The sequence below is a fragment of the Streptomyces sp. RLA123 genome (assembly GCF_056270165.1).
Genome location: NZ_JBWDOR010000003.1, coordinates 6,506,474 through 6,519,249 on the forward strand (window position 1 = coordinate 6,506,474; position 12,776 = coordinate 6,519,249).

Consider the following 12,776-nt stretch of genomic DNA (forward strand, 5'->3'; position numbering starts at 1 on the left):
CCGCCCCGCCCCCGTTCCACTTGCCAGGAGAGTCACCCCATGACGTCCACGGTGCCCACCGCGGTCCACGACGAGCAGCACCCCGAGGTGCCCTCGGCCCCGCCCATCACCATGTTCGGCCCCGACTTCCCCTTCGCGTACGACGACTTCCTGGCGAACCCGGCCGGCCTGGGCTCCATACCGGCGACCGCCCACGGCACCGAGGTCGCGGTCATCGGCGGCGGCCTGTCCGGCATCGTCGCGGCGTACGAGCTGATGAAGATGGGCCTCAAGCCCGTCGTCTACGAGGCCGACGCGATCGGCGGCCGGCTGCGCACCGTCGGCTTCGAGGGCTGCGACGAGAACCTGACCGCGGAGATGGGCGCGATGCGCTTCCCGCCGTCGTCCACGGCGCTCCAGCACTACATCGACCTCGTGGACCTGGAGACCACGCCGTTCCCCAACCCGCTCGCGCCCGAGACCCCGTCGACCGTCGTCGACCTCAAGGGCGAGTCGCACTACGCGGAGACCGTCGACGACCTGCCGCAGGTCTACCGCGACGTCGCGCACGCCTGGAACGCCTGCCTGGAGGAGGGCGCGGACTTCACCGACATGAACCGCGCCATGCGCGAGCGCGACGTCCCGCGCATCCGCGAGATCTGGTCGAAGCTGGTCGAGAGGCTCGACAACCAGACCTTCTACGGCTTCCTCTGCGACTCAGAGGCCTTCAAGTCCTTCCGCCACCGCGAGATCTTCGGCCAGGTCGGCTTCGGTACCGGCGGCTGGGACACCGACTTCCCCAACTCCATCCTGGAGATCCTGCGCGTCGTCTACACCGAGGCCGACGACCACCACCGCGGCATCGTCGGCGGCAGCCAGCAGCTCCCGGTGCGGCTGTGGGAGCGTGAGCCGGAGAAGATCGTGCACTGGCCGTACGGCACCTCGCTGAAGTCGCTGCACGGCGGCGCCCCGCGCCCAGCAGTCACCCGGCTGCACCGCACCGCCGGCAACCGCATCACGGTCACGGACGCAGACGGCGCCATCCGCACCTACCAGGCGGCGATCTTCACCGCGCAGAGCTGGATGCTGCTCAGCAAGATCGACTGTGATGACTCGCTCTTCCCGATCGACCACTGGACGGCGATCGAGCGCACGCACTACATGGAGTCCAGCAAGCTGTTCGTCCCCGTCGACCGGCCCTTCTGGCTGGACAAGGACGAGGAGACCGGGCGCGACGTGATGAGCATGACGCTCACCGACCGGATGACCCGCGGCACCTACCTGCTGGACAACGGCCCCGACCAGCCGGCCGTGATCTGCCTGTCGTACACCTGGTGCGACGACAGCCTCAAGTGGCTGCCGCTGAGCGCGTCCGAGCGGATGGAGGTCATGCTCAAGTCGCTCCGCGAGATCTACCCGAAGGTCGACATCCGCCGGCACATCATCGGCAACCCGGTGACCGTCTCCTGGGAGAACGAGCCCTACTTCATGGGCGCGTTCAAGGCCAACCTGCCCGGCCACTACCGCTACCAGCGGCGCCTGTTCACCCACTTCGTGCAGGACACCCTGCCCGAGGACAAGCGCGGCATCTTCCTCGCCGGCGACGACATCTCCTGGACGGCGGGCTGGGCCGAAGGCGCCGTGCAGACCGCGCTGAACGCGGTGTGGGGCGTCATGCACCAGCTCGGCGGCGCCACCGACGAGACCAACCCGGGCCCCGGCGACCGCTACGACGAGCTCGCGCCGGTCATGCTCGACGAGGACTGAGCCCGGCCGCGCTCAACGGGCCAGCGGGGTGAGCAGAAAGCGTCCGACGAGCCCGACGCCCGCGTCGAGCTTGTCGGTGAACTCCTCGTACACCTCCGGCAGTCCACGCAGCGACCACAGCACGCGGGACGCGGCCCACGCCGCGTCCCGCGCGCGGTCCAGACTCCAGGACCCGGCCAGATGGGTCAGCGGATCGGCGAGGTCCAGCAGGTCGGGGCCCGGCATCAGCTCCTCGCGGACCCGCTCCTCGACCGCTGTCAGCAGATCCCCGACCCGGTCGAAATCCGCCTCCAACGAGGCGGGCTCGCGCTCCAGCGCCACGCAGGTGTCCACCACCGACAGTGCGAGATCGTGCCCCACATGGGCGTTGATGCCCGCGAGCGCGAACTGGACCGGACGCACACCCGGGTGCCCGCGCAGCAGGAGCAAGGGCCGCCAGCAGGCCGGAACCGAGCGCCCGTCCAGGCCGCCGTCGACCGCCGTCAGGTACCGGCCGGCGAAACGGCCGCCCAGCTCGGCGGCGGCCGGCGGGTCGCCGAACGCGCCCGCGGCCAGCCGCCGGACCAGCTCCTCGGTGACCGACAGATAGACACGGTTGAACACCGCCACCCCGTCACCCGGCGGCAGCGACGCGCCCAGCGCCCGCATCCGCGCCACCATCTGCTCCACGCCCGCGGGCGCGGTCCACTGTGCCGTCGTCATGAGCCCAGCGTCGCAGCAGGTCGCGCGGCACGCGGGGAGCGGCGGCCGCCACGTCCCCGGATCGGGTGAGTCAGAGCACGCCCGCGTCGCGCGCCGTCCACACCGACGGATACTGCGGACGGAACCCCAGCTCGTCCCGGACGCGCACCGTCGACATCACCCCGCCCCACGGGTCGGGCAGCGCCCGCTCCGCCATATCCGCCGGGGGCTCAAGGCCGTTCAGCCAGTGCAGCTCCACCGCCGTCACCGGGGCGTCGTCGGCGATGTTGTAGACCCGGCCGCCGATGCCAGGCGTGCGCAGCAGCCGCAGCAGGCCCTGCGCGACGTCGGCGTGGTGCACCATGTGCAGCCGCTGGTGCGCTGCCCAGCCGGCCGCCCAGCGCAGCGACTCGGCCAGATGCGGATCGCCGTCGCCATACACGAACGCCAGACGTCCGATCCGCACGTCCAGGCCCACCGTGCCGTGCAGCTCCAGCAGACCCCGCTCGGCCTCCGCCTTCGACTGCGGGTACGCGCCCGGGATCGAGCCGCCCGGCTGCGGCTCGTCGTCCTCATGCGACGGGCGGCCCCGGCCGGGCCCGTACACCAGATTCGTGCCGACGTGCACGAAGCGCACCGCCCCGGACCCGGCCGCCAGCCGGGCCAGCGCCAAGGTCGCGTCCCGGTTGACCGCCCACGCCCCGTCCCCGGCGTCGCCACGGAACACGGCGGCCAGGTGCAGCACGGCGTCCGCCCCCGCCAGCGCCTTCCGCACGTCCCCCTCGTCCCGCAGGTCGCCCGTCACCACCTGCGCTCCCCGCCGTGCGAACGGTTCGCCGCGCTCGGCGTCCCGCACCAGCACCCGTACCTCGTCACCCGGGCGCCGCCATTGCAGCAGCCTCGGCACGAGACGGCTGCCCACCCGTCCCGTGGCGCCCGTCACCAATGTCAGCATCGTCGTCTCCTCTCGCGACGGGTCCAGCCTGCGCCGCCCCGTACCGGGAGGGGAGAGACCTCCTGATCCGGGGACCGGCACTCCCTGGATACGGCCGCGTCCGGGAGCGATGCTGGAACCGTGGACCCGCACCCCGACCTCACCCTCGGCCTGGACCGCGCAGGACTCGCCGACTTCCTGCGCCGCCGCCGCGCCCGCCTGGCCCCCTCCGACGTGGGCCTGTCGGCCGGTACACGGCGCCGCACGCCGGGACTGCGCCGGGAGGAGGTCGCCCAACTGGCAGGCATGTCCGCCGACTACTACACACGGCTGGAACAGAGCCGCGGACCCCGGCCCTCCCGGCAGATCCTCGGCGCCCTCGCCCGGGCGCTGCGGCTGTCCGACGACGAGCGGGACCACCTCTTCCACCTCGGCGGCGAGGAACCGCCCCGCGGCGCACACGGCTCCGGTCACGTCCGGCCCGGACTCCTGCTCGTCCTGGACCGCCTCGACGACACGCCCGCGCAAGTGGTCGGCGACCTCGGCGACGTGCTCGCCCAGAACGTCATGGCCGCCGCCCTCGTGGGCGACGTCTCCGCCCGGCCGCCGGCGCAACGCAACGTCGTCCGGCGCTTCTTCACCGACCCCGGGGCGCGTGAACTCTTCCCGCACGAGGACCACCACGACCTCGGACGGGCCCATGTCGCCCACCTCCGCGCCGTTCTCGCCGCCCGCCCCCACGACGCGGCCGCGGCCGCCCTGGTCGCGGAACTCCACTCCGCGAGCACGGAGTTCGCCTCCCTGTGGGCCACCCACGAGGTCGCCGTCCGGCGCTCCGCGACCAAGCGGTTCCGGCACCCGGTCGTGGGCACGCTGGAACTGGACTGCGAGGTGCTGGTCAGTGCGGAGCGCGATCAGCGGCTCATCCTGTACACCGCGCGGCCGGGGACGGAGTCGTACGAGCGGTTGCGGCTGCTGAAGGTCGTGGGCCTCCAGGATCTGGCGGTCGGCTGAGGGGCGCTGCGCTTCGCGGAGCCGGGTTTTTTCCCCGCCCTCCCGCCCGTGTGCCCGGCGCGGTCTGGGCGCCCCGACGCGTGTCCGGGGGTCGGGTTCGGGGCCTCCGGGGCTGGCCATTCTGGACAGCACATTTCGGTGCCTCAGGGCCTTGATCTGCGCACTGGGGTGGTGCACCCACATATGCTCCAGTGTCCAGAACACCCACCCTCCCCCGGCCGAAGTGATCAAAGGCCGTATGCGGTCAGCGAGAGGGTGACTGGTGCGCTCGTGTGGTTGTTGTGCCAGATCGCGGCGGCCGATCTTCGGATTGGCCAGCTGATCGGCATCCCGGTCGGGGTGCAGACCAGATACAGCCGCACCCGTGGCACGGACTGCTGCCAACACTCCAGTGCCCGAAGCGGTGCCCAACCTGGTGCTGGCACTGCCGCACTCCGAGACGTACCTGACGGGCCGTTGGGTGGAACGCAACTGGCTTAACGTACCCGGACCGTTCTACGGCGCCGACACCGACACCTGCTGGACCGGGCGGATGGCGGCACCCAGCCACGTCCTCTACGACGATGCGACGGGTCAGGAGTTCGTCTACCGCCAGCCCAAGAACGCTGTCGAGGTCGATCGCCTGCTCTTCGCCGCGTGGAACGATCCCTTCAGGGGCTACGGCTGGGACGGAGACCAGCACTGGACTGCCGGCACCGTTCGCACCTGGTGGCACGAACGAGCCCGCCTGCACGAATGGGCCACCGATCTCAGGACCGCCTGGTCAGCCCACACTGATGAGCACATCCAAGAGGCGGCCACAGGACTGAACGACCTCCTCGCCTACCTCGACGGCGAACTCGAAACCGATCTGCGGCTCTACCTCTACTGGCTCGAAGAACGCCGCTCTCCGGGTCCCACTGAGACTCTGCCCAGGCTGTAACCGCGCCGGCATTCGGAGCAACTCGTCCAGGGGGAGGCCCAGTCGGAGCGCAGGAGGGCGTATTCGACCTCGCCGTGTTCGGCGCCCGGCAGCGGCGCTTCCCACTGCTCGTGAAAGACCCGGACCAAGGAGAGTCCAACATTCTCCATCACGCGCCGGGAGCGGGCGTTGACGAACATCGTCTCCGCGTACACGCGGCGCGCTCCCATGTCCGTGAACGCCTTGGCGACGAGCGCGCGGGCGCCCTCCGTGGCGTAGCCGCGGCCCCATGCGGTGCGCCGCAGCCGGTAGCCGAGTTCGAGGTCGTCCGCGGGGCCGCCGTCGCGCGGGGTGAGGGCGAACCAGCCGATGAAGTGCCCGGTGGGCCGCTCCTCCGCGGCCCAGACCTGGGAGCGCGCGAAGCGCGGGAGCACGTCGTGCCGGATGACGTCGGCGGGGGTGGGGCGCCCGAGGTAGCGCATGACCTCGGGGTCGCTGTCGAGCCCGATGAGGTGGCCGGCGTCCGCGTCGCTGTCGGTGAAGTGGCGCAGGCGCAGCCGCTCCGTCTCCAGGAAGATCCGCATGCGGTGCAGGCTAGACATGGGGCGCGGCCGCCGCGACGGGTGCGTCGGCGGGTTGGGCCGCCGACGTGCCGGCCGAGCGCAGCACGCCCGCGCCGAGGGTGAGCCCGGCGGCCAGCAGGGTGACCAGGCCGAAGGAGGCCTGGAGGGAGCTGGCCTGCGCGATGGATCCGATGGCGGCGGGCGCGACGAGTCCTGAGGTGTAGGTGACGGTGGCGACGCCCGCGATGGCCTGGCTCGGGTTGGGCCCGCTGCGCCCGGCCGCGGCGAAGCAGAGCGGCACGACGACGGCGATGCCGACGCCGAGGAGGGCGAAGCCGGCGATGGCCGCGATCTGGTTGGCGGCGGTGGCCACCAGGACGCCGCCCGCGGTGGCCAGGACGCCGCCGACGCGGACCGTGCGGACCGGCCCGAAGCGGCGTACGACGAGGTCGCCGAGGAGGCGGGAGACGGCCATGGTGCAGGCGAAGGCGGTGTAGGAGGCGGCGGCGACACCGGGGGAGGCGTCGGTGATGTCGCGCAGGTAGACCGCGCTCCAGTCCATGCTGGCGCCCTCGGCGAAGACCGCGCAGAAGCCGATCGCGCCGATGACCAGGGCGGAGCGCGGCGGCAGCGCGAAGCGGGCGGGGGCCTCGTCGTGCTGGGCGGGTCGCAGGTCCAGGACGCCGCCGCAGACCAGCAGCCCGATCACGACGAGTACGGCGGCGGCGGTCGCGAGGTGGATGCGCGCGTCGAGTGCCGCATGGGCCGCGGCGACGCCGACCAGGGAGCCGAGCAGCGCGCCGGCGCTCCACATTCCGTGCAGCCCGGACATGATCGACCGGCCGAGGCGTTCCTCGACCTCGACGCCCTGCGCGTTCATGACGACGTCCGCCATGCCCGCCGACGCCCCGTAGAGCAGCATCGCCCCGCACAGCCAGGGCAGCCCGGGGGAGAGGGCGGGCAGCGCCAGCGAGGCGCACCACAGGCCGACCAGGACGCGCAGCGCGGCGCGCATGCCGAGCACGTGGGCGATGCGCGCCGCGAGCGGCATGGCCGCGGAGGCGCCGAGGGCGGCGAAGACGAGGGCGAACCCGAGCTGTCCCGCGCTGAGGCCGGCGTGCTCCTGGATCCAGGGGATGCGGGTGGCGAAGCTTCCGGTGACCGCGCCGTGCACGGCGAAGATGGCGGCGACGGCCAGATGGGCGCGTCGCAGCCGCGGCTCGGTCTTCCTCGTCGTGGTCGTCGCCATGTGTGATCCCTCCCAGTGTGCCGCCCCGTAGTGTCGCTTCTGTAAATTAACAGGCAGGCTTCCTGAAAGATAGCCGGAATGCAGCCGCTCCCGGCCCACGGGCCCGGGCTTCTGGAAGGATCCCCGTCATGAGTGCCCTTCGCCCGCCTGTCGGCCGTACCGCGTCCCCCCGTACGGCCCGCGCGATCAACGACCGGCTGGCGCTCGAACTGCTCCAGGGCCAGGGTCCGTTGACCGCGTCCCAGTTGAAGGAACTCACGGGGCTGTCCCGCCCGAGCGTCGCCGACCTCGTCGAACGACTGCAGGAGGCGGGCCTGGTGACGGTCGTCGGGGAGACCGGCGCCGACCGGCGCGGCCCCAACGCGCGGTTGTACGGCATCGTGGCCGACCGGGCCCATCTGGCCGCGTTCGACGTGCGCACGCACAGCGTCGCCATCGAGGTCGCCGACCTGCTGGGCGTCACGATCGGCAGCGCCGTGCTGCCCGTCGACCCGCTGGGCGACCCCCATCGGACGGTCACCCGCTCGGTCGCCCTGCTGGAGCGCACCGCGCGGCGAGCGGGTGCCACGGCGCTGCACACGATCGCGGTCGGTGCACCCGGCCTGGTCGACCCGGCCACCGGCGAACTGCGCGCCACCGGCCAGTTGCCGGCCTGGCACTCCGCCCTGGTGGCCGAATTGCGTCAGCGGATCGACGCGCCGGTCCTGCTGGAGAACGAGGTCAATCTCGCCGCCGTCGCCGAGCAGCGTCTCGGCTCGGTGCGCGATCGCGAGACGTTCGTGCTGCTGTGGCTCGGCCATGGCGTCGGTGCCGCGGTGGTGCTGGGCGGGATACTGCGCCGGGGCGCCTCGGGCGGCACGGGGGAGATCGGCTTCCTGCCGGTACCGGGGACCCTCCAACTGCCCACGGCGAGCGGGTGCGGGGGCGGTTTCCACTCGCTCGCGGGGAGCGCGGCCGTCTGCGCCCTGGCCCGCGCGCACGGACTGCCGGTCCCGGGGACCGAGGACGACGCGCCGGCGGCGGAGGCGGCGGTCGCGAGGGCCAGGGAGGGCGGCGAGCGGGGCGAGCTGTTCCTCGACGCGCTGGCGGACCGGGTGGCGATGGGAGTGGCGGCGGTCTGCGCGGTGCTCGACCCCGGCTGCGTCGTACTGGGCGGTGAGGTCGGCCGGGCCGGGGCCGGGGACCTGGCCGCCCGGGTCGCCGAGCGGCTCGCGCGCATGTCCCCACTGCCCACGGAGGTGCGGGCGGGGACGGTCACGGGCAGTGCCGTGCTCCGCGGCGCCCTGCTGTCGGCGATGGACGCCGCGCAGGACGCGTTGTTCACGCCGGACGTCTGACGTCCGGCCCGACGGCGGGGGAGACGCCCTTCCGCCGCCGGGCGTTTGTGGGGGGAGGTGTCGGCGGTCCGCGGGGACACGGCCCGTCGTGGGCCGGGGTTCCCGCGGTCGGGGCGGAGTTGGCGTGTCCGGTCGGGATCGCCCTGGTGCCGGACCGTGGCGGCTCGGGTGCGTGGGGGCACGTCGGGCCTCCGAAAGGGCCTGCCCGGCAAGGGCGTTGGCGGCAGACTAAAAGGACTAGACCAGTGGCGTCAATGGGCGCGGGTCACCGGCGTGTGAGAGACCCCACAGCAAGCCATTGCATATGCATCGATCGTCCGTGGCAGACTGAGTGCAGTACCAGTGACGTTCAGCGCACTCCGGGGTCGGTGAAAATCCGAACCGGCGGTTACAGTCCGCGACCCGTCCGCATCCAGCGGCCGGTTGACCAGGTGAGATTCCTGGACCGACGGTTAAAGTCCGGATGGGAGGCAGTGCGCGGCGGGCAGGAACCGGTACGCCGCCGTCGGCGGCAGCGCGAGTACGTATCCCCGGATACGACGATACGGACTGGCGCGGCCACCCCTCCGACTCCGGCGTTTCCCGGAACCGTACGTCCGCTCTGATTCCCGCGCAGCCCCGGAGTCCGTGCCCGAAGAGGCAGGAGGACCCGGTGGCCACACCAGGTGAAGTCGACGCGATGCGCCGGGCCATCGAGCTCGCCGCCCGCGGCCTGGGCTCCACCAGCCCCAACCCCGTCGTCGGCGCCGTGATCCTCGACGCCGCCGGACAGGTGGTGGGAGAAGGCTGGCACCAGCAGGCCGGAGGCCCGCACGCGGAGGTCCACGCACTCCGCGCCGCCGGGGAAGCCGCCCGCGGAGGCACCGCCGTCGTCACCCTGGAACCGTGCAACCACACCGGCCGCACCGGCCCCTGCGCCCAGGCGCTCATCGCCGCCGGGGTCTCCCGCGTCGTCTACGCCGTCGGAGACCCCACCCCCGCGGCCACCGGCGGCGGTGTCACCCTGACCGCCGCCGGGGTCGACGTGGAGAGCGGCCTGCTGGCCGCCGAGGCCGCCCGGGGCAACGAGGTCTGGCTCACCGCCGCCCGTGAACGGCGCCCCTTCGTGATGTGGAAGTACGCGAGCACCCTCGACGGCCGGATCGCCGCCGCCGACGGCACGAGCCGCTGGATCAGCTCCGCGGCCTCCCGTGCCGACGTGCACCGGCTGCGCGCCGGGTCCGACGCCGTCGTCGTCGGTTCCGGCACCCTGCGTGCCGATGACCCCCATCTGGCCGTACGCGGCGTCGCGGGATCCTTCACGCAGCCGCTGCGCGTCGTGGTCGACACCAACGCCAAGATCCGGCCCGGCGCCCGCGTGCTGGACGACGCCGCCCCGACCCTGGTCGCCGTCGCCGAGGACGCCGACACCGAGCACCTGCCCGGTGTCGACATCGCGCGGCTCCCGCGCACCGGCAACGGCGTCGCGGTGCACGCGCTGCTCGGCGAGCTGTACGGCCGCGGCGTCCGCTCCGTACTCCTCGAGGGCGGCCCCACGATGGCCGGCGCGTTCCTCGCCGCGGGGGCGATCGACAAGGTCGTGGGCTACCTCGCGCCCGTCCTGCTCGGCGCCGGAGCGGCCGCTCTGGGCGACGCGGGAATCACGACCATCTCGCAGGCGTTGCGGCTCGACGTCGCCGAGACCGAACACATCGGCCCCGACCTGCGTATTACCGCATACCCGAGCCGAATTGAGGAGAACTGAGTGTTCACCGGAATCGTCGAAGAGCTGGGCGACGTCGTCGCCATCGAAGACCTGGGCGACGCCTCCCGTTTCCGCCTGCGCGGCCCGCTCGTCACCGAGGGCGCCAAGCACGGCGACTCCATCGCGGTCAACGGCGTGTGCCTCACCGTCGTCGAGACCGGCGAGGGCGAGTTCACCGCCGACGTGATGGCCGAGACGCTCAAGCGGTCCAGTCTCGGAGCGCTGAACGCCGGCGGCAAGGTCAACCTGGAGCGTCCCATGGCCCTCGGCGGCCGCCTCGGCGGCCACCTCGTCCAGGGCCACGTGGACGGCACCGGCGCGATCGTGGAGCGCATCCCCGCCGAGCACTGGGAGATCGTCCGGATCTCGCTGCCCGCGGAACTGTCCCGTTACGTGGTCGAGAAGGGCTCCATCACCGTCGACGGCATCAGCCTGACCGTCGTCGAGGCCGGCACCGACTTCTTCACGGTCAGCCTCATCCCCACCACCCTCGGTCTCACCACGCTGGGCTTCAAGCAGTCCGGCGACCCGGTGAACCTCGAAGTCGACGTCATCGCCAAGTACGTCGAGCGGCTGTACGGGGACCGTGTCACGACACCGAGGGCGGCGGCGGAGTGAGTGCCCTCGACGCCCTGAACGGGTCCGCGTTCTCCGCGTTCGGCCAGCAGTTCCTGTGGACCGACGTGGTGGGCAACGGCCTCGGCCTGGCCGGGCTCGCGTTCGGCTGGCGGCGATCGGTGTGGGCGTGGCCCGTCCAGCTGCTGTCAGGCGTCGTTCTGGTGGCGGCCAACTGGTCCGCGCACCTCACCGGCGGCGTCGGCAAGCAGCTCCTGGTGATCGGCGTCGCAGTCTGGGGCTGGGCCCAGTGGCGGCGCGGTGCCCGCGGCTCCGGCGGGATCGCGATCCGCTTCGCTACCTGGCGGGAGCGGGGCCTGCTCGCCGGCGGAACCGTGGCCGGCCTGTTCGCGGTCGTGGGGCTGTTCACCCTCTACCCCTCGCTGTCCTGGAATCCCTGGCCCGACGCGTACATCTTCGTCGGCACCGTCGCCGCGACGGTCGCGATGGCCCGCGGCTGGGTGGAGTTCTGGTTCGCCTGGCTCGCGGTCGACGTCGTCGGCGTCCCGCTGGCCTGGAACAGCGGCCTGAAGTTCTCCGCCTTCGTCTATGTCCTCTACTTCGTCCTGGTGATCGCCGGCATGCACGCCTGGTGGCAGCAGACCCGCGTCCCGCGCCCCAAGGCGCCCGCCCTGGAAGGAGCGGCAGCAGCATGAGCACCGCACTGCACAGCCTGTACGAGGTGAAGGACGAGCCGATCGTCCTCGACTCCGTCGAGCGCGCCATCGCCGACATCGCGGCCGGCCGCCCGGTCGTCGTCGTCGACGACGAGGACCGCGAGAACGAGGGCGACCTCGTCATCGCGGCCGAGAAGGCCACGCCCGAGATCATCGCCTTCATGATGTCCGAGTGCCGCGGACTGATCTGCGTGCCGATGGAGGAGACCGACCTGGACCGCCTGGAGCTGCCGCAGATGGTGGCGTCCAACACCGAGTCCATGAAGACCGCCTTCACCGTCTCCGTCGACGCGAGCGGCGCCCACGGCGTCACCACCGGCATCTCGGCCGCCGACCGCGCGACCACGATCCGGCTGCTCGCCACCGAGGGCACCGCGCCCGGCGACTTCGTCCGGCCCGGCCATGTCTTCCCGCTGCGCGCCCGGGCCGGCGGTGTGCTCACCCGCAACGGCCACACCGAGGCCGGTGTGGACCTGGCCCGGCTGGCCGGTCTGCGCCCCGCCGCCGCGATCGTGGAGATCGCCAACGAGGACGGCACCATGGCCCGTCTTCCCGACCTGATGACGTTCGCCCGCAAGCACGGTCTTGCCATCATCTCGATCGAGGACCTCATCGACCACCGCCGCTCCGCCGAGCCCACCGTCCGCCGCGAGGCGGAGACCCGGCTGCCCACCGCCTACGGTGACTTCCGGGTCTACGGCTACCGCAACACCGCCGACGGCATCGAGCACATCGCGCTCGTGGCGGGCGACATCGGCGACGGGGAGGACGTGCTGACCCGCGTCCACTCCGAGTGCCTGACCGGCGACGTGTTCAACTCCCAGCGGTGTGACTGCGGTCCGCAGCTCCAGGGCTCACTCGAACGAGTGGCGTCCGAGGGGCGCGGCGTCGTGGTCTACCTCCGTGGCCACGAGGGCCGGGGCATCGGACTGCTGTCCAAGCTGCGCGCGTACGAACTCCAGGAGCGCGGACGCGACACCCTCGACGCCAACCTGGAGCTCGGCCTGCCCGCCGACGCCCGCGACTACGGCGCCGCCGCCGAGATGCTCGCCGACCTCGGCGTGGTCTCCCTGCGCCTGATGACCAACAACCCCGACAAGACCGAGGCGCTGACGCGCCATGGCCTGAAGGTCACCGAACGGGTGGCCATGCCGATTGCGGCCGGCGAGCACAACCTGCGCTACCTGCGCACCAAGCGGGACCGGATGGGCCACGACCTGCCGTGGCTCGACCCGGCCTCGAGCACCGCCTACCACAACCAGTAGTCCTGTCCCGGTACGGCGGCGCTCAGCACCACCGGCAACACCGGCAACAC

General features: G+C 72.3%; 12 protein-coding genes and 1 riboswitch. Of the genes, 8 read left to right on the forward strand and 4 right to left on the reverse strand.

Translation table 11 applies throughout. The annotated features are described in order from the left end of the window. The first annotated feature begins 39 nt into the window (after positions 1-39). Positions 40-1,746, forward strand: coding sequence for a flavin monoamine oxidase family protein (locus tag RV983_RS29765; RefSeq protein ID WP_475988787.1), 1,707 nt, complete (start codon positions 40-42; stop codon positions 1,744-1,746). Between the two features lie 12 nt (positions 1,747-1,758). Here RV983_RS29765 and RV983_RS29770 read toward each other — a convergent pair whose 3' ends face one another. Further along, the gene (locus RV983_RS29770; RefSeq protein WP_475988788.1) at positions 1,759-2,448 is read right to left on the reverse strand and encodes a DUF5995 family protein; all 690 of its coding nucleotides are present in this window, start codon (positions 2,446-2,448) and stop codon (positions 1,759-1,761) included. Between the two features lie 70 nt (positions 2,449-2,518). Next, positions 2,519-3,382, reverse strand: a complete 864-nt coding sequence (locus tag RV983_RS29775) for an NAD-dependent epimerase/dehydratase family protein (RefSeq protein ID WP_475988789.1) — start codon at positions 3,380-3,382, stop codon at positions 2,519-2,521. 150 nt (positions 3,383-3,532) lie between these two features. On the opposite strand from RV983_RS29775, the gene RV983_RS29780 reads away from it, so the two are divergent. Both RV983_RS29780 and RV983_RS29785 read left to right on the forward strand, forming a co-directional pair. Next, positions 3,533-4,375, forward strand: coding sequence for a helix-turn-helix transcriptional regulator (locus RV983_RS29780; protein WP_475990502.1), 843 nt, complete (start codon positions 3,533-3,535; stop codon positions 4,373-4,375). Between the two features lie 391 nt (positions 4,376-4,766). Next, entirely contained in the window at positions 4,767-5,297 is a 531-nt protein-coding gene (locus tag RV983_RS29785) for a ferredoxin family protein (RefSeq protein ID WP_475988790.1), read from the forward strand. Here the strand turns inward: RV983_RS29785 and RV983_RS29790 are convergent. Next, the gene (locus tag RV983_RS29790; RefSeq protein ID WP_475988791.1) at positions 5,240-5,860 is read right to left on the reverse strand and encodes a GNAT family N-acetyltransferase; all 621 of its coding nucleotides are present in this window, start codon (positions 5,858-5,860) and stop codon (positions 5,240-5,242) included. The genes RV983_RS29785 and RV983_RS29790 overlap by 58 nt on opposite strands. 10 nt (positions 5,861-5,870) lie before the next feature. Further along, positions 5,871-7,088 (reverse strand): MFS transporter, encoded by a 1,218-nt coding sequence (locus RV983_RS29795; protein WP_475988792.1) that lies wholly within the window; start codon positions 7,086-7,088, stop codon positions 5,871-5,873. Positions 7,089-7,216: 128 nt separating this feature from the next. Here RV983_RS29795 and RV983_RS29800 point away from each other — a divergent pair, with 128 nt between their 5' ends. The 5 genes from RV983_RS29800 (at position 7,217) to RV983_RS29820 (ending at position 12,726) form a co-directional block, all read left to right on the forward strand. Further along, on the forward strand, positions 7,217-8,425 hold the full coding sequence (locus RV983_RS29800) for an ROK family transcriptional regulator (protein ID WP_475988793.1): 1,209 nt from the start codon (positions 7,217-7,219) through the stop codon (positions 8,423-8,425). 350 nt (positions 8,426-8,775) lie between these two features. Then, a riboswitch (FMN riboswitch) is annotated at positions 8,776-8,906 on the forward strand. A 171-nt stretch (positions 8,907-9,077) separates the two neighbouring features. Next, a complete protein-coding gene (gene ribD, locus RV983_RS29805) occupies positions 9,078-10,169 on the forward strand; it encodes a bifunctional diaminohydroxyphosphoribosylaminopyrimidine deaminase/5-amino-6-(5-phosphoribosylamino)uracil reductase RibD (RefSeq protein WP_475988794.1) in 1,092 nt (363 codons plus the stop codon). Continuing rightward, the gene (locus RV983_RS29810; RefSeq protein ID WP_475988795.1) at positions 10,170-10,787 is read left to right on the forward strand and encodes a riboflavin synthase; all 618 of its coding nucleotides are present in this window, start codon (positions 10,170-10,172) and stop codon (positions 10,785-10,787) included. Continuing rightward, positions 10,784-11,440 carry a nicotinamide mononucleotide transporter family protein gene (locus RV983_RS29815; RefSeq protein WP_475988796.1) on the forward strand — a complete coding sequence of 219 codons (657 nt, stop codon included), beginning with the start codon at positions 10,784-10,786 and terminating at the stop codon, positions 11,438-11,440. Before RV983_RS29810 ends, RV983_RS29815 begins: the two co-directional genes overlap by 4 nt. Continuing rightward, positions 11,437-12,726, forward strand: coding sequence for a bifunctional 3,4-dihydroxy-2-butanone-4-phosphate synthase/GTP cyclohydrolase II (locus tag RV983_RS29820; RefSeq protein WP_475988797.1), 1,290 nt, complete (start codon positions 11,437-11,439; stop codon positions 12,724-12,726). The genes RV983_RS29815 and RV983_RS29820 overlap by 4 nt, the downstream gene beginning before the upstream one ends. Positions 12,727-12,776: the final 50 nt, after the last annotated feature.

What these genes read in the sequence shown, in the direction of transcription:
- RV983_RS29790 (WP_475988791.1), bottom strand. Translation starts at nt 5,860, where the DNA reads ATGCGGATCTTCCTGGAGACGGAGCGGCTGCGCCTGCGCCACTTCACC.
- RV983_RS29775 (WP_475988789.1), bottom strand. Translation starts at nt 3,382, where the DNA reads ATGCTGACATTGGTGACGGGCGCCACGGGACGGGTGGGCAGCCGTCTC.
- RV983_RS29770 (WP_475988788.1), bottom strand. Translation starts at nt 2,448, where the DNA reads ATGACGACGGCACAGTGGACCGCGCCCGCGGGCGTGGAGCAGATGGTG.
- RV983_RS29800 (WP_475988793.1), top strand. Translation starts at nt 7,217, where the DNA reads ATGAGTGCCCTTCGCCCGCCTGTCGGCCGTACCGCGTCCCCCCGTACG.
- RV983_RS29820 (WP_475988797.1), top strand. Translation starts at nt 11,437, where the DNA reads ATGAGCACCGCACTGCACAGCCTGTACGAGGTGAAGGACGAGCCGATC.
- RV983_RS29795 (WP_475988792.1), bottom strand. Translation starts at nt 7,088, where the DNA reads ATGGCGACGACCACGACGAGGAAGACCGAGCCGCGGCTGCGACGCGCC.
- RV983_RS29765 (WP_475988787.1), top strand. Translation starts at nt 40, where the DNA reads ATGACGTCCACGGTGCCCACCGCGGTCCACGACGAGCAGCACCCCGAG.